Origin of the sequence: Neptuniibacter sp. CAU 1671 (genome assembly GCF_029222905.1) — a bacterium.
Taxonomy (GTDB): domain Bacteria; phylum Pseudomonadota; class Gammaproteobacteria; order Pseudomonadales; family Balneatricaceae; genus Neptuniibacter.
Genome location: NZ_JARHUE010000001.1, coordinates 443122 through 458551, shown reverse-complemented (window position 1 = coordinate 458551; position 15430 = coordinate 443122). Strand labels below are relative to the sequence as shown.

Sequence of the window (15430 nt, the reverse complement as noted above, 5' to 3'; positions counted from 1 at the left end):
TGTCGGAGGTTACAGATGCAACTATCTATTAAAAACGCCTGGTTGGTGATCGCGTTATTGTGCGGTCCGGCTTATGCTGCCGATGCAGATAACGGCGAGCAACTCTATAACAGCGTTTCCGTTGAAATGACGCTGAACGGCTTGACGTTCAAGGATGCCAACTGTGAAACCTGTCACTCAGCCAAGGTTTATCAGCGCGAGAACCGGATCATTAAAACCTATCCATCGCTGGTCGCAATGGTTGAGCGCTGCAATACCAATCTCGATGCAGGCTGGTTTCCTGATGATGTTGAGGACGTTGCAGCGTATCTGAACCGTGCCTACTACCACTTTGAACCCTGATACATAGGGTTATCAATTGATTACAGCGTTGCTGCTACGACTGAATTGCCGTCGGCTGGTGTTAAATTTTTTGCTTTTGCTGACACTGGGCCTGTTGCTGGCAGGGCTTTGGTTGCCCATGGTGACGCTGACCCAACTGCTGATATTTGATAATACGTTTTCGGTGATCTCGGGTATTTCCGGTCTGTTTGAGCGGGGTAACCTGTTGCTTGGCCTGTTATTGCTGGCGTTCAGCGTATGTGTGCCGCTGCTGAAGATGGGCTTGCTTTTCAGGCTGGTTAATCATGGTCGGCTCAGCACTGTACGTCTGAAACGTCTGCTATATCTGATGCATGACTATGGCCGTTGGGCGATGCTGGATGTGCTGGTAGTGGCGGTGCTGGTGGTGATGGTCAAACTCGGTGCGTTTGCTTCAATCGAAGTGCATCCGGGCCTGTATCTCTTTGCAGGGGCTGTGCTGATGATCATGTTGCTTACCGGAGTGGTCGTTAAACTGCATCAGCCGTCGCCAGAGTGAACCGAGCCTGCTTGATATGGATCAATGATGAATTTCTGACAATCTGCGAAACTGTTTTACTGGGGCTTTATAATAACAACAGGAGCAGCCAATGAGTAAAACCAGTGAACTGATCTGGCAGGATCAGCAGCACCAGCGGCTGTTTGTCTTAATTGATGATATTAAGTGCAACCATGCCGATGCCGAAGTATTCAGCCGTTTATATGAATATGCTGAGCACCACTTCTCGTTAGAAGAAGCTTACATGCAGCAGTTGGGATACCCCGAGTGCGACCAGCACACAGCAGCACACAATAAATTTCGTGAAGAACTGAAGCGAATGCAGCAGGAGCATCATACCTATGATGCGGAGCTGAGACGGTTATTATCGGAGTTTCTGACCGAGTGGCTGACCCGCCATATCATGCGGATCGACAAAAAGCTGGAAGAGTTTATCTGGTCATCTGCGGCAAAATAGACCGGCGTCGTCAGTAGTCTGGGACGCCGGTATCAGCAATGCTCAGTGCAGTTTCATCTTTGGCCGAACTACCTTGCCGACTTTTTCGGCCAGTATAACCATCAGTGCCTTGGCCCAGCCGTGTATCGCGAATTGGTGCATACGATAAAGCGACAGGTACACAAAGCGGGCAATACGTCCCTCAATAAACATGCTGCTGCGACTCAAGTTACCCATCAGGCTGCCTACAGTGCTGTAGCGGCTCAGATTCACCAAAGAGCCATGATCCCTGTACAGGTAGTCTTTCAGCGGTTTGTCTTCAAACCGGCGGCGGATGTTTTCCAGTACCAGTGAGGCCATCTGGTGCGCTGACTGTGCCCGTGGTGGTACCCAGGTACCGTCTGGCTGCAGGCATGCGCAGCAATCGCCAATCACAAAGATATTCTCATGCAGCGTGCTCTGCAGAGTCGACTTAACCATGATCTGGTTAACTTTGTTGAGCTCAAACTTGTACAGATCTGCAAGGAAGGTGGGGGCTTTTACCCCGGCAGCCCAGATCTGCATTTTAGCCGGGATCAGTTCGTCATCAGCGGTGATAAAACCATCTTTAGTGGACGATTTAATCAGCGTATTCGAGCGGACGGTAACACCCAGTTCAGCCAGTGCTTTAAGGGCAGACAGCGCGATATTGTCAGGCAGCGCAGGCAGGATACGCGGACCGGCTTCAATCAGCGTAATTCGCAACTGATCATTAGTCATACGTTTCATGCCATAGGCTTTCAGCATATCGGTGACGTTGTACAACTCTGCTGACAACTCAACACCGGTTGCACCGCCACCGACGATGGCAATATCCAGTACACCGTTATCCTGTTGATTAACGCGCATAAAGTTATTCAGCAGGGCCTCACGAAAACGCTCTGCTTCCTCAGGGGTGTCCAGGAAGAAGCAGTGATCTTTAACACCCGGAGTATTGAAATCGTTGCTGACACTGCCAAGTGCCATGATCAGAGTGTCATAAGGCAACTTGCGCTCAGGCAGTACCGGTTCACCCTGATCATCAAAGGTTTCAGCCAGCGTAATGGTCTGATTATCGGTGTCGAGGTCGCAGAAACAGCCCAGCTGAAACTCGTAATGATGTTTCGCTGCGTGGGCGTGATACACAACACCGTCAAGGTTGGTATCCAGTGAGCCTGTGGCTACCTCATGCAATAACGGTTTCCAGATATGGAAGCGTTTTTTGTCGACCAGGGTGACATTGATCTGGTCATTTTTGCGGTAGCGATGGCCTAGCTGGGTGGCCAGCTCCAGACCACCGGCTCCTCCGCCGACCACGACGATGTGATGTGGCGTGTTGTTCATTATGTTACCTCGTAGAATCATGGGACTGGCCACCAAAGTGAGCTGCGCGGAGGGCAGTCCGATAATTCTCAAGCGCACAAACGGGCAGGGTAAAACTAAGGTGGTATTCTAACGCAAAAAAATAGCTGTTAGATAATTTTGCTCTAAAGAATGACTTCACCGGTCTAATGGGTGCACAGCCTAAAGTGGGTGCTTAATTCTCGCTTTAGCTGTTGCTGAAGGCAGCATGCAGCAGCTTTTGCGTGTAAGGCTGTTGTGGCGCATTGAAGATTTGCTCAGTGGTGCCCTGTTCAACCACATCCCCCTGATGCATCACGATGACTCGATGGCTCAGTGCTCGGACCACCGCCAGGTCATGACTGATAAACAGATAACTCAGCTGATGGGTCTGCTGGAGGCGGCGTAACAGGTCGATAATCTGTTTTTGCACGGTTCTGTCCAGTGCAGAGGTGGGCTCATCCAGAATGATCAGTTCCGGTTGCAATACCAGTGCCCGTGCGATGGCGATACGCTGGCGCTGTCCGCCGGAAAATTCATGGGGGTAGCGATATCGGCTTGCCGGGTCGATGCCTACCTCAGCCAGTACCTCGCAGATCATCTTGTCATGCTGACTTTGTTGCTCCGGGTAATGAATTTCAAGCCCTCTGCAATGATCTCGGCGATGGACATGCGCGGACTGAGACTGCCGAAGGGGTCCTGAAACACAATCTGCATTTTACGCCGCAGCGGTTTTACTTCACGCTGGCTCATGGCGGACAGGTCGGTCTGCTCGAGTACAATTCTGCCTTCACTGCGAATCAGTTTCAGGATGGCCAGCGCCAACGTCGTCTTGCCGGAGCCAGATTCGCCCACAATGCCCAGTGTCTCGCCTTTATGCAGGATCAGGTCTGCATGGTTAACCGCGCGGAAGTGATCCACCGTTCGTTGCAGCAGACCCTGTTTGATCGGGAACCAGATTTTAAGGGCTTCGGTCTGCAGTAATCTGTATTGTTGCTCCGGCAGCGCAGGGGCTTCGCCAGAGGGTTCCGCATCCAGCAGTTTTACAGTGTAGGGGTGTTGTGGTGCCGAAAAAAGCTGAGCTGTGGCGGCAGATTCAACCTGTTCACCCTGATACATCACGCACACCTGATGGGCATAGCGGCGCACAATGTTCAGATCATGGGTGATTAGCAGCACGGCCATGCCCAGTTTTGCCTGCAGTTCTTGCAGCAGTTGCAGGATCTGCTCCTGAATGGTCACATCCAGTGCCGTGGTGGGTTCATCTGCAATCAGCAGTTCCGGGTTATTCGCCAGTGCCATGGCGATCATTACCCGCTGGCGCTGGCCGCCGGACAGTTGATGCGGGTAACTGCCCAGACGGCTTACCGGGTCGGGAATGCCTACAAGATCAAGCAGTTCAATAATACGGGCCCGAGCGGCTTTTGCATTCAGACCCTGATGCAGGAACAGGACCTCGCCAATCTGTTTTTCAATTGTATGCAGCGGATTCAGTGAGGTCATCGGCTCCTGAAAGATAACGCTGATTTTCCGCCCACGCAGTTGACGCATCTGAGCTTCTTCCAGCGGCAGCAGTGATTGCCCCTGAAACAGTATCTCGCCCTGTGGATGCCGTGCTTTTGGGTAGGGCAGCAGTTTCAGAATCGACATGGCGGTGACCGATTTGCCGGAGCCTGATTCGCCTACCAGCGCCAGCGTCTCACCTTTATGCAGTTGGAAGCTGACATCCTTTACTGCGTGCACCGTGCGCTCACCCTGCACAAAATCAACGGCCAGATGATTTACCTGAAGCAGTGGCTCTGTCATTGCACTTTCCTTGGGTCGAAGGCGTCACGGACAGCCTCACCAATAAAAATAAGTAAGCTGAGCATCAGCGAAAGCACCACAAAAGCGGTGATGCCAAGCCAGGGGGCATGCAGGTTGGTTTTGCCCTGAGCCACCAGTTCACCCAGTGATGGAGAACCCGGCGGCAGGCCAAACCCCAGAAAATCCAGTGCAGTCAAAGTGACGAGCGAGCCATTAAAAATAAACGGCATAAAGGTCAGGGTGGCGACCATGGCATTCGGCAGAATATGCCGGAACATGATGCTGCGGTTACCCAACCCCAGGGCGCGGGCTGCGCGCACATATTCAAGGTTGCGGCCGCGCAGAAACTCGGCGCGCACTACATCCACCAGATTCATCCAGGAGAAGAGCAGCATGATGCCCAATAGCCACCAGAAATTTGGTTCCACAACACTGGCCAGAATGATCAGCAGGAACAGCACTGGCAGGCCGGACCAGATCTCGATAAAGCGCTGAAACAGCAGATCGACCTTGCCGCCGTAATAACCCTGCACAGCCCCGGCAATGATGCCGATGACGGAACTGGCCAGCGTCAGCACCACTGCAAACAATACTGATATCCGAAAGCCATAAATTACCCGGGCCAGCACATCCCGGCCCTGATCATCGGTACCCAGCAGATTCTCCAGTGTCGGTGGAGAGGGGGCCGGAATCGGTAGATCATAATTGATGGTGTTATAGCTGAAAGGGATCGGTGCCCAGAGAATCCAACCCTGACCTTTCTCTTTTATCAGCTCTTGAATATACGGGTCTTTGTAATCAGGAGGGCTTTCAAAATCACCGCCAAAGGTGAGTTCGGTGTAATCTGTCAGTACCGGGTAATACAGATCGCCCTGAAATTTAACCAGCAAAGGTCGGTCATTGGCCAGAAGCTCAGCAAAGAGTGACAGCAGAAACAGCGCCAGAAAAATCCACAACGACCAGTAACCGCGGCGGTTGTTACGAAAATTAGCAATACGACGTTGATTCAGGGGACTCATCTTCATGGCCATGCTCAGTGCTCCCGACTCTCAAAATCGATGCGGGGGTCTACCAGGACATAGGTAATGTCACTGATGAGTTTGAGCAACAGGCCGATCAGGGTAAAAATATAGAGGGTGCCGAATATCACCGGATAGTCACGGTTGATCACGGCTTCGTAGCCCAGCAGTCCGATCCCATCCAGCGAGAAAATGACCTCAATCAGCATGGAGCCGGTAAAGAAAATCGAGATCAGTGCCGCGGGCATACCGGCGATGATGATCAGCATGGCATTGCGGAACACATGACCGTAAAGCACCTGATTTTCAGACAGACCTTTGGCGCGGGCGGTCAGTACATATTGCTTGTTGATCTCATCCAGAAAGGAGTTTTTGGTTAGCATGGTCAGGGCGGCAAAACTGCCGATGACCGATGCCAGCACCGGCAGGGTGATATGCCAGAAATAATCGACAACCTTGCCCCAGAGTGTGAGTTGGTCAAAATCCGGCGAGGTCAGGCCGCGAAGCGGGAACCAGTCCAGCCAGGTACCGCCTGCAAACACCACAATCAGTAGAATCGCGAACAGGAAGTTGGGGATCGCATAACCGACAATAATGGCGCTGCTGGTCCAGATATCGAAAGGCGTGCCGTCGCGCACTGCTTTGCGAATACCCAAGGGGATCGAGATCATGTAGGTGATCAGGGTGGTCCATAAGCCGAGGGTGATGGAGACCGGAATCTTCTCGATGATCAGCTCGACCACGGATTTGTCACTGAACAGGCTCTTGCCAAAATCGAACTGGGCATAACTTTTCAGCATATCCCAGAAGCGCTCATGGGCGGGTTTGTCGAATCCATAAAGCGCCTCTATCTCCTGCACCAGCGCAGGGTCCAGGCCGCGGGCACCGCGGTAATTGCTGTCATTACTACCGTTACTGCCCGGGCCCTGGCTGCTGAGGTCTGTTTGTGAACCACTGATACGTGCGGTGGCGCCCACATCAAGCCCTTCAAGCTGGGCGATTGCCTGTTCCACAGGGCCACCCGGGGCGGCCTGAACAATGATGAAGTTGATGGTCAGAATGCCCAGCAGAGTGGGGATAATCAACAGCAACCGGCGCAGTATGTAGGCGGTCATGATTACTGAGTGTCCCCTCCGAGGGTGGGGGCGGCCCACCAGGTATCAAAACCGATGCTGTAGTCCGGCCGGACTTGAGGCATCTGAATAAAGGAGCGGAAGGCGATCCGATATTTGTTGATATGGTATTGAGGGATCACATAGTGATTCCATTGCAAGACACGGTCCATGGCGCGTGTGCGCAGGACCAGCTGTTTGCGATCCGGTGCCGAGATGATCTGTTCAATCAGATAATCCACGGCGGGATTTTTAATCCCGATAATGTTACGGCTGCCTGGCTCGTCGGCCAGCGAGGAGTGCCAGTAATCCCGCTGCTCATTGCCGGGTGAAGTGGACTGGCCAAAACTGCTGACAATCACATCAAAGTCGAAACTGCGCAGTCGGTTGATGTACTGAGACACGTCAATAATCCGGATGCTGGCCTGAATGCCCAGACGCTCCAGATTGCGGATAAAGGGTGCGACAACCCGCTCAAATGCAGGCTGCACCAGCAGCATTTCAAAAATAAACGGCTCGTTGGTCTCTGTGTTGATCAGCTTGCCGTCACGGAACTCCCAGCCGGCCTGCTGCAACAGGCGTTTCGCTTCTCTGAGTTGTTTGTAGATGCGGCCGCTACCATCAGTTTCAGGAGCCCGATACACCTGAGTAAATACCTCGGCAGGGATCTGATCACGAATAGGTTCAAGGATCTTCAGCTCTTCCGGGGTGGGTAGTTCTGTGGCGGCCATTTCCGAATTGGAGAAATAGCTGTGGGTACGGGTATAGGCATCGTGGAAAATGTTTTTGTTGGTCCACTCAAAATCAAATGCCATGTTCAGGGCTTCACGCACCCGGGCATCCTGAAACTGCGGGCGCCGAAGATTGAGGACAAAAGCCTGCATGCCGGTGGGATTTTTATGCTCAATGGCCTGAGTCAGAATATCACCGCTATCAAACGCCTGCCCGGTGTAATCCGTAGCCCAGCGCTTGGCACTGTTTTCCTGACGGAAGTCGTATTCACCGGCCTTAAAGGCTTCCATTGCTACCGTACCGTCGCGGTAATAGTCATAAACAAGGGTATCGAAGTTGTAACGACCACGGTTTACAGGCAGGTTAGCACCCCAGTAATCCGGGTTTCGCTTAAACGTTACGCTGCGCCCAGCATCAAAGCTGGCCAGAATGTAGGGGCCTGATCCCACAGGGATATCCAGACCGGGTTTGGTAAAGTCACGGTCCTGCCAATAGTGTTTGGGCAATATCCCGACTTCGCCAACGATCAGCGCCAGTTCTTTATTCTGGTTGTGCTTGAAACTGAATTTAACCCGTTGTGGGGCTAACGCTTCTACCGTCTCGATATCGGCATAATAAGCGCGATAGAAGGGCGCACCCTGTTCCCGCAGCAAATTGAACGTAAACACGACATCGTCTGCGGTGACGGGCTTGCCGTCAGAGAAGCGCGCCTCGCTGTGCAGGTTGAAGATAATCCAGCTGCGGTCTTCGGCGACTTCCAGTGACTGTGCCAGTAAGCCGTAGAGGGAAAACGGCTCGTCCTGCGCTTTGGTCAGCAGGCTGTCGTAGATCAGGCCGACATCATCCGCAGGCGTGCCTTTGATGATAAAGGGGTTAAAGCTGTCAAAGGTGCCAATAGAGGCCTGAACAACTTTGCCGCCCTTGGGCGCATCCGGGTTGGTGTAATCGAAATGGGTGAAGTCGGCAGGGTATTTGAGATCACCGTGCATTGCGATGCCATGCTGCGGTGTTGCTGCACTGACCGGCTGCAGGCTCATTATCAGAAGCAGGCAAATACCTGAAAAGAGCCGCATTGGCCAGGGTGTTTCAGGGGTAGCATCAGATTTGGCAACAAAACGGAGAACCGATTGCATCGCGAGAAATTCCTTATCTTCGAGATTTCAGCGAAAACACTGTTATATCAGGCGCCGGGCTGAACCGCCAGCAGCTGCCACAGTGAAAAGAGACAGCAGGTTACTGTTTTTGTTCAAATTCTGCGGCTAAGTCAGTCAGTATCTGCGCCAACTGGCGGCGCTTAACCTTGCGACTGCGCAATTGGCTGTAGTGTTGCTGTAGATACTCGTGTTTGACGGGATTGCCTTCAGACAGCCCCCGAATAAGGTCCTGATCCATCCACTGCTGAATGCGGCTGAACAGAAACCATTTGAAAGCGATTGCGAGAACAACCGAGACAACAATGATAAAGATGCTGAGGGCGTCCATCCGGATCTACCTGTGATTAACGTGCTTTACGAACATCGATATAGAGGGTGAGCTGCTGACCCGGCTGCAGATACTCTGACCCGCTCAGTTTATTCCAGCGCAGAATATCATTGACCGCGACGTTATAGCGTCCGGCAATCTTATGCAGTGAATCACCTGAACGTACCTGATAACCAATCTTGCGGCTTTTGGCCCGCAGATCGCTGGCGCTAGATTGGCTGCTGTTGTCAGCGACGATGATCAGTTTGGTTCCCAGTTTAAGGGTGTCGCCGGGGGCCATGCTGTTCCAGCGTGCCAGAGATTTCACATCCACATTATAGGTCCGGGCGAGTTGCCAGAGGTTATCGCCGGACTGGACCGTATGATAATGGGTCCGCGCGGCACTGGCTTTAACACTGTTCTGGCGGCTTTGCTGGCGCTGCACTTGGCTGAGTACGTAGGCTTCAGGCTGCTCACTGGCGGAAGGTATCAGCAGGGTTTTGCCTGCTCTGATGCGACTTCCGGTCAGGTTGTTGCTGGTACGCAGAACATCCACCGTGGTATTGAATCGTTTAGCGATGGACAGTAATGAGTCACCGGAACGGATGGTATAGCGTTGCCATTTCAAGCGTTTTTCTGGCGGAGTCTCGGCCAGTCCGGCTTTAAGCAGAGCGGACTTTTCAACCGGAATCAGCAACCGATGAGGGCCGCTGGGGTCGGTGGCCCAGCGATTAAAGCCAGGGTTTAAACGGTAAAGGTCGTCCAGTTCCATGTCGACCAGCTTGGCGGCCCAGGCCAGATCGATCTGGCTCTCAGTTTCAACCACCTCAAAATAGGCCTGGTTAGGCAGCTCTGGCAGGGTCAGGTCGTACTGTTCGTGATGTCGTAACAGTTCAGCCACAGCCAGGAGTTTTGGCACATATTTCTGGGTTTCTTTTGGTAGCTTGAGTGACCAGAAATCAGTCGGCAGACCTTTTTCACTATTCTTGCGGATGGCGCGTGACACGGTACCACCACCGGCATTGTAAGCGGCCAGCGCCAGTAGCCAGTCACCCTCAAAACGCTGGTTCAGTTGTTCCAGGTAGTTGAGGGCGGCATCGGTGGATTCCAGGATGTCGCGCCGTCCATCGTACCACCAGGTTTTTTTCAGCCCGAAGTGCTCAGCGGTGGATGGGATAAATTGCCAGGCCCCGGCGGCACGCCCATGAGAGTAGGCAAATGGGTCATAGGCGCTTTCTACAATCGGCAGCAAAGCCAGTTCGGCGGGTAATCCTCGTGCCGCTGTCTGCTCCAGTATGTAGTGATAATAGGGTGCCGCACGGCTGAGGGTACGGTGCATATACTGCGGGTGTTTGCGGTACCAGTTAAGTTGTTGCTGTACCCTTGATTGCTCGAGTGAAGGGTCAAGATTCAGTCGAGCGCGGGTTAATTGCCACAGGTCAGAGGTGGTTTCTTCTTGTGGGAGTGTTGCGGTTGGTTGCTGGCTTGCCTTCTTGATATTCGGTCGGGTTGCAATCACCTGTGATGTTTCAGGATCGATCTCAGCCGGATGGGATGCGTCGGTGGTTTGTTCCGGTTGCAGCACCATCGTCTGGCAACCGGAAAGAACGAAACCCGCCAAAAGCAGGGCAGAAAATCGTGAAGGTATAGAAAGCATGCGACTCGCTGTTATAAGTAGAGTTATCCGGCCATTCTAACAGTGAGTTGCCAAGGGTCAACAGACCTTGTTCAGAACTGGTTTTTCCACTCCCGAATCGCTGCTAAAACTTCAATTTGGCTCAGACCGGTTTTGCCGGAAAAGGTTTCAGCGGCCGCAATCACATCGTCTTGCGCGGTACGCATGAACGGATTGATCTGTTGTTCTGTAATCAGGTGGGAAGGAAGGGTTGGCTGATTCTCACTGCGCAGTGCTTGGCATTGCGCAGTGATGGTGCTGATCGCCTGATTGTTAGGCTCTACGGCAGCTGCAAACTTCAGGTTGGCCAGCGAGTACTCATGGGTACAATACACCTCGGTCTGTTCCGGCAGTGACTGGAAATAGTTCATGGCGTCCAGCATCTGTTCCGCAGTGCCTTCAAACAGGCGGCCGCAACCCGCAAGAAACAGGGTATCGCCACAGAATAGCTGAGGTTGGGTGCCCGGTTTGAAATAACAGATATGATCGAGGGTGTGGCCGGGAGTCGCTTTAATCTCAAGCGTGTGGCCAAACAGGTTGATGGTTTCGCCATCCCGCAGCGCACGTGAAATTCCTTTAAACGGCGAGTTGGCAGGGCCATAGACCGGAATGGTGCGCTCAGCCGTCAGGTCGGCGACGCCACCGGTATGATCCGGGTGGTGATGGGTGATCAGAATTGCTGCCAGCGTCAGGTCATGCGCTTTCAGATAGGCTTCTACGGGAGCTGCATCGCCGGGATCGACCACCACCACCTGCTGACTCTCCGGCGACTTAATCAGCCAGATGTAGTTGTCCTGAAAGGCGGGGATGGGGCTCACCTGAAACATGCTTAACCTCAAATGTGAATACTGGTCTTAAAAAACCTTAACGGTTAGGATTCATCATACACCGAGATGAATGGCTTGTGGTGTCAGAAAAATAATGGGGTTTGGTCAACATATGAGCTTTCAGGTTCAACCATCTTTGCAGACATTGCTGCCAGCCTTGCGCAGCTGGTTTGACTCAGAGCTTGGCCAGGAGTTGCTGCAGCGTGAACGCGAACTGCTTGACCGGGTTTTGCCGGGGCTGTTCGGCATGGAGCTGGTGCAGTTTTCGGTGGATAGCCGTATCAAACTTTGGGATGCGAGTCCGGTTCGACACTGCTTTTCTATTTCACCCCAATTTGAGCTTGGGTTAGATACCTCGCATCTGGTTGCGCTGAGCCATGAAGTGCCTTTAGTGCATGAATCGATGGATGTGGTGTTGCTGCATCATGCCCTTGATTTTACCCAGGCACCGCATCAGGTCCTGCGTGAAGCCTCGCGTATACTTCGCCCCGGTGGACATCTGGTCATTATTGGTTTTAATCCATATAGTCTCTGGGGATTACGCCGTATCTGTCGTGATCGCCGAACCCGCTTGCCCTGGTGTGCTCACTTTATCAGCCACCGGCGTCTGTCCGACTGGTTACAGTTACTTGAATTGACTGAACTCAAACACCTTTCCGGGTATTATCTGCCCCCATTCGAGAATCAGCGCTGGCGCTCACGCTGCCGCTGGCTGGAACGTTATGAGCGTGGTGGTGTAGCACTCAACGGTGCTTTTTCACTGCTGCTGGCCCGGAAGGATATTGCAGGCATGACCCCGATTCGATCAGGCTGGGGTTTGCGTCGGCTGATCAATATCCCCGTGGCCAAACCGACCGCAAGGGGACAGATGCGTGAAAACCGTTGAAATTTATACCGATGGCGCCTGTAAGGGTAACCCGGGACCGGGTGGCTGGGGTGCGGTATTACGCTACGGTGATGCTGAAAAGCAGCTCTATGGTGGTGAGCCGGATACTACCAATAATCGTATGGAGCTGATGGCGGCCATCCGAGCATTGGAGCTTCTTAACCGGCCCTGCAATGTGATTTTAACCACAGATTCACAATACGTACGCCAGGGCATAACCGAGTGGATTGCCGGCTGGAAACGCAAAGGCTGGAAAACTGCGGCCAATAAACCGGTTAAAAATGCTGACCTTTGGCAACGGCTGGACGCTGCCACACAGCAACATAAAATCGACTGGCGCTGGGTCAAAGGGCACAGTGGTCATCCGGAAAATGAATTGGCGGACCAACTGGCTAACCGGGGAGCCGAGGAACTGAACCCATGAGACAGATTGTACTGGATACCGAAACCACCGGTCTGGAGCCCTCTGAGGGGCACAATATTATCGAGATTGGTTGTGTTGAGATGTTTAACCGTCGTTTGACGGGTAAAACGTATCACCAGTACGTTAAGCCGGACCGTGAGGTGGATGAAGAAGCGGTTCAGGTCCACGGTATCACCAATGATTTTCTGGATGACAAGCCCCGTTTTGCCGAGGTGATGGATGAGTTTATTGAGTTTATCCGTGGGGCAGAGCTGATCATTCATAACGCTGCGTTTGATATTGGCTTTATCGATACAGAGCTGGAGCGCAACAATCATCCGGAACGCATCTCGCATATCTGTCTGGTCACAGACAGCCTGCTGCTGGCACGTAAAAAACATCCGGGCCAGAAAAATAATCTGGACGCCCTGTGTAAACGTTACGGCATTGATAATGGCCATCGTGAATTGCACGGCGCGTTGCTCGACTCTGAAATACTGGCAGATGTGTATCTGGCGCTGACAGGCGGTCAGACCAACTTGTCTCTCGCGTCGGGTGATGGTGCCGATGAAGAGGGCGGTAGCCGGATTCGGCGTCTGGAAGGCTCCATCGACCTGCCGGTCATCAGCGCTGATCAGGACGAGCTGACCGCGCATGCAGCGTTTCTCAAACGGCTGGACAAATCCGGTGAATGCGTCTGGCTACAAGCCCCGGTGGATGATTAACCGCCGGGTTGTTTCGGATAGCAGGGTACGTCTTCGGGCAGAGTAAACCAGTCCTGCTTTTCGCTGACCCAGATATGAGCTGTGGGCTGAATAAACCGGGTATCTTCCAGGTAAGTCGGTTTCAGCCGGATAACATCCGGTTTGTCCGGATGATAGTGGTAAATTCGATTTCCACAGTGTGGGCAGAATTTCGCCGCAATGGTATTCCCACTCTCCGCCTTCCGCTCCCAATGTTTTAACTCGCCCTCAATCTCAACATCACAGGCATCTACAACAGCTGTAATGCTGAAGGCGCTGGTGGATAGCTTCTGGCATTCGCGGCAGTGGCAGCAGGCGATCAGTTTGGGCGCTCGCAGTAAACGCAAGCGTATATTGCCACACTGGCAACTGCCTTCAATTGGATAAGTGGTTTCAGTGGTCATCTGATGTTCTCCGCAGGGTCAACCCAGTGTAGTGACAGAATCATAACGACTCTAGTGATCTCTCCGGAATTGTTTGTTGCACAAAAGTTTGTTGCACAAAAAAGGCCGGCATAAGCCGGCCCTTCAGATTTAAATGGGTGAATCAGAGTGCAACCACTACCGCGATGTAACCCACAACACTCATAACCACGGTGTAAGGCAGGGCCATCAGCACCATCTTGCCATAGGAGAGGCGCAGCAGCGGCGCCAGTGCAGAGGTTAGCAGGAACAGGAAGGCTGCCTGACCATTCGGTGTAGCCACACTCGGAATGTTGGTGCCGGTATTGATGGCAACGGCCAGATGATCGAACTGCTGACGGGTAATCTCGCCTGCATCCAGAGCGGCCAATACCTCATTGATATAGACGGTGGCAACAAATACGTTGTCACTGATCGCGGAGAGCAGACCGTTGGCGATAAAGAACAGGCCAGGTTGCTGTGCCGGGTCCATCAGCAATACATGGTGAATGATCGGCTGGAACAAGTGCTGTTCATGAATCACTGCAACGATTGTGAAAAACACCACCAGCAGTGCCGTGAAGGGCAGAGCCTCTTCAAAGGCTTTACCGATCTGGTGTTCTTCAACGATACCGTTCATTGCGGTGAGGATGATGATGATGGTCAAACCGATCAGGCCAACAGCCGCCAGATGGAAAGCCAACGCAAATACCAGATACACCGCGACAATCGCCTGAACAACCAAGGCAACTTTGTCTTTTGTGGTGCGTTTGGCGCTTTCTTCACCGTCAAAGTCAATCAGGACATTACGCACATTCTCAGGCAGGGTGGCACCGTAATCGAAAACTTTGAACTGCTCCAGCAACAGACAGGTAATCAGGCCTGCAGCCAGAACCGGCATGGTAATGGGTGCCATGTAGACGAAAAATTCCACAAAATCCCAGCCTGCTTTCTCAGCGATCAGCAGGTTCTGCGGTTCCCCCACAAGCGTACAAACACCACCCAGTGCTGTGCCCACTGCGCCGTGCATCAACAGGCTGCGCAGGAACGCGCGGAACTGATGCAGGTCGGCAGAGTGGTTTTGCATCACACTGGCATCATCCGCATGGTCGTGATTCGGATGCTGATAAGTCTTGCCGGAGGCGACTTTGTGATAGACAGCATAAAAACCCACACCCACACTGATCAAAACGGCGGTGACTGTCAGGGCGTCAAGGAATGCTGACAAAAATGCTGCTGAAATCGAGAAGAGCAACGCCAGTAATTTTTTAGACCGTACTCTTAACAGGATTTTGGTGAATACAAACAGCAGCATGCTTTTCATAAAATAGATGCCTGCCACCATGAACATCAGCAGCAGGATGACCTCCAGATTGCTTTCCACTTCATGTGAAACCGCTTCCGGAGAGGCCAGACCCATAATGATGGCTTCAATCGCCAGCAAACCGCCGGGCTGAAGCGGATAACACTTGAGCGCCAGGGCCAGGGTAAAGATGAATTCAAAAATCAGTAACCAACCGGTTACAACCGGGCCCAGTGTGGCCAGCAGGATGGGATTCAGGATCAAAAAACCGATAATAGCCTGTTTGTACCAGACGGGAGAATTTCCCAAAAAGTTGTTCACAAAGGCTTGCGGTAATGAGTTGCTCATGACAGGTTCCTATTATAAGAGCCATTCTTATGTGACTTTTAAAGCCAAGCGTATCAGTTG

At 52.6% G+C, this 15430-nt stretch carries 17 protein-coding genes; 6 read left to right on the top strand and 11 right to left on the bottom strand.

The genetic code is table 11. The features are described from left to right. Positions 1 to 15 precede the first annotated feature (15 nt). The 3 genes from P2G53_RS02150 to P2G53_RS02140 all read left to right on the top strand — a co-directional run bounded on the left by P2G53_RS02150 (position 16) and on the right by P2G53_RS02140 (position 1316). The gene (locus tag P2G53_RS02150) at positions 16 to 342 is read left to right on the top strand and encodes a hypothetical protein (RefSeq protein WP_275813067.1); all 327 of its coding nucleotides are present in this window, start codon (positions 16 to 18) and stop codon (positions 340 to 342) included. Between the two features lie 70 nt (positions 343 to 412). Next, positions 413 to 859, top strand: coding sequence for a paraquat-inducible protein A (locus P2G53_RS02145; protein ID WP_275813064.1), 447 nt, complete (start codon positions 413 to 415; stop codon positions 857 to 859). 91 nt (positions 860 to 950) lie between these two features. After that, positions 951 to 1316 (top strand): hemerythrin domain-containing protein, encoded by a 366-nt coding sequence (locus P2G53_RS02140; RefSeq protein ID WP_275813061.1) that lies wholly within the window; start codon positions 951 to 953, stop codon positions 1314 to 1316. 42 nt (positions 1317 to 1358) lie between these two features. Here P2G53_RS02140 and P2G53_RS02135 read toward each other — a convergent pair whose 3' ends face one another. The 9 genes from P2G53_RS02135 to gloB all read right to left on the bottom strand — a co-directional run bounded on the left by P2G53_RS02135 (position 1359) and on the right by gloB (position 11286). Further along, a complete protein-coding gene (locus P2G53_RS02135; RefSeq protein ID WP_275813058.1) occupies positions 1359 to 2657 on the bottom strand; it encodes an NAD(P)/FAD-dependent oxidoreductase in 1299 nt (432 codons plus the stop codon). Positions 2658 to 2862: 205 nt separating this feature from the next. Beyond that, positions 2863 to 3255 carry an ATP-binding cassette domain-containing protein gene (locus P2G53_RS14090; RefSeq protein ID WP_345799192.1) on the bottom strand — a complete coding sequence of 131 codons (393 nt, stop codon included), beginning with the start codon at positions 3253 to 3255 and terminating at the stop codon, positions 2863 to 2865. Next, positions 3252 to 4460, bottom strand: a complete 1209-nt coding sequence (locus P2G53_RS02130) for an ATP-binding cassette domain-containing protein (RefSeq protein WP_345799191.1) — start codon at positions 4458 to 4460, stop codon at positions 3252 to 3254. The genes P2G53_RS14090 and P2G53_RS02130 overlap by 4 nt, the downstream gene beginning before the upstream one ends. Further along, entirely contained in the window at positions 4457 to 5485 is a 1029-nt protein-coding gene (locus tag P2G53_RS02125) for an ABC transporter permease (protein WP_275814077.1), read from the bottom strand. Before P2G53_RS02125 ends, P2G53_RS02130 begins: the two co-directional genes overlap by 4 nt. A gap of 8 nt (positions 5486 to 5493) precedes the next feature. Continuing rightward, positions 5494 to 6594 carry a microcin C ABC transporter permease YejB gene (locus P2G53_RS02120; protein WP_275813055.1) on the bottom strand — a complete coding sequence of 367 codons (1101 nt, stop codon included), beginning with the start codon at positions 6592 to 6594 and terminating at the stop codon, positions 5494 to 5496. Between the two features lie 2 nt (positions 6595 to 6596). After that, the gene (locus P2G53_RS02115; RefSeq protein WP_275813052.1) at positions 6597 to 8456 is read right to left on the bottom strand and encodes an extracellular solute-binding protein; all 1860 of its coding nucleotides are present in this window, start codon (positions 8454 to 8456) and stop codon (positions 6597 to 6599) included. A gap of 100 nt (positions 8457 to 8556) precedes the next feature. Next, positions 8557 to 8805: a hypothetical protein gene (locus P2G53_RS02110; RefSeq protein WP_275813049.1), complete on the bottom strand. Its 249-nt coding sequence runs from the start codon at positions 8803 to 8805 to the stop codon at positions 8557 to 8559. A gap of 16 nt (positions 8806 to 8821) precedes the next feature. Then, on the bottom strand, positions 8822 to 10372 hold the full coding sequence (locus tag P2G53_RS02105; RefSeq protein ID WP_275813046.1) for a LysM peptidoglycan-binding domain-containing protein: 1551 nt from the start codon (positions 10370 to 10372) through the stop codon (positions 8822 to 8824). 140 nt (positions 10373 to 10512) lie between these two features. Then, positions 10513 to 11286 carry a hydroxyacylglutathione hydrolase gene (gloB, locus tag P2G53_RS02100; protein WP_275813042.1) on the bottom strand — a complete coding sequence of 258 codons (774 nt, stop codon included), beginning with the start codon at positions 11284 to 11286 and terminating at the stop codon, positions 10513 to 10515. Positions 11287 to 11398: 112 nt separating this feature from the next. Here gloB and P2G53_RS02095 point away from each other — a divergent pair, with 112 nt between their 5' ends. The 3 genes from P2G53_RS02095 to dnaQ are packed head-to-tail and all read left to right on the top strand — an operon-like array spanning position 11399 to position 13300. Continuing rightward, a complete protein-coding gene (locus tag P2G53_RS02095) occupies positions 11399 to 12172 on the top strand; it encodes a methyltransferase domain-containing protein (RefSeq protein WP_275813039.1) in 774 nt (257 codons plus the stop codon). Beyond that, a complete protein-coding gene (rnhA, locus tag P2G53_RS02090) occupies positions 12159 to 12596 on the top strand; it encodes a ribonuclease HI (RefSeq protein ID WP_275813036.1) in 438 nt (145 codons plus the stop codon). Before P2G53_RS02095 ends, rnhA begins: the two co-directional genes overlap by 14 nt. Then, positions 12593 to 13300 (top strand): DNA polymerase III subunit epsilon, encoded by a 708-nt coding sequence (gene dnaQ / locus P2G53_RS02085; protein ID WP_275813033.1) that lies wholly within the window; start codon positions 12593 to 12595, stop codon positions 13298 to 13300. The genes rnhA and dnaQ overlap by 4 nt, the downstream gene beginning before the upstream one ends. Here dnaQ and P2G53_RS02080 read toward each other — a convergent pair. Both P2G53_RS02080 and nhaB read right to left on the bottom strand, forming a co-directional pair. Then, positions 13297 to 13722 (bottom strand): GFA family protein, encoded by a 426-nt coding sequence (locus P2G53_RS02080; RefSeq protein ID WP_275813030.1) that lies wholly within the window; start codon positions 13720 to 13722, stop codon positions 13297 to 13299. The genes dnaQ and P2G53_RS02080 overlap by 4 nt on opposite strands. Before the next feature lie 142 nt (positions 13723 to 13864). After that, positions 13865 to 15370 carry a sodium/proton antiporter NhaB gene (nhaB, locus tag P2G53_RS02075; protein WP_275813027.1) on the bottom strand — a complete coding sequence of 502 codons (1506 nt, stop codon included), beginning with the start codon at positions 15368 to 15370 and terminating at the stop codon, positions 13865 to 13867. Positions 15371 to 15430: the final 60 nt, after the last annotated feature.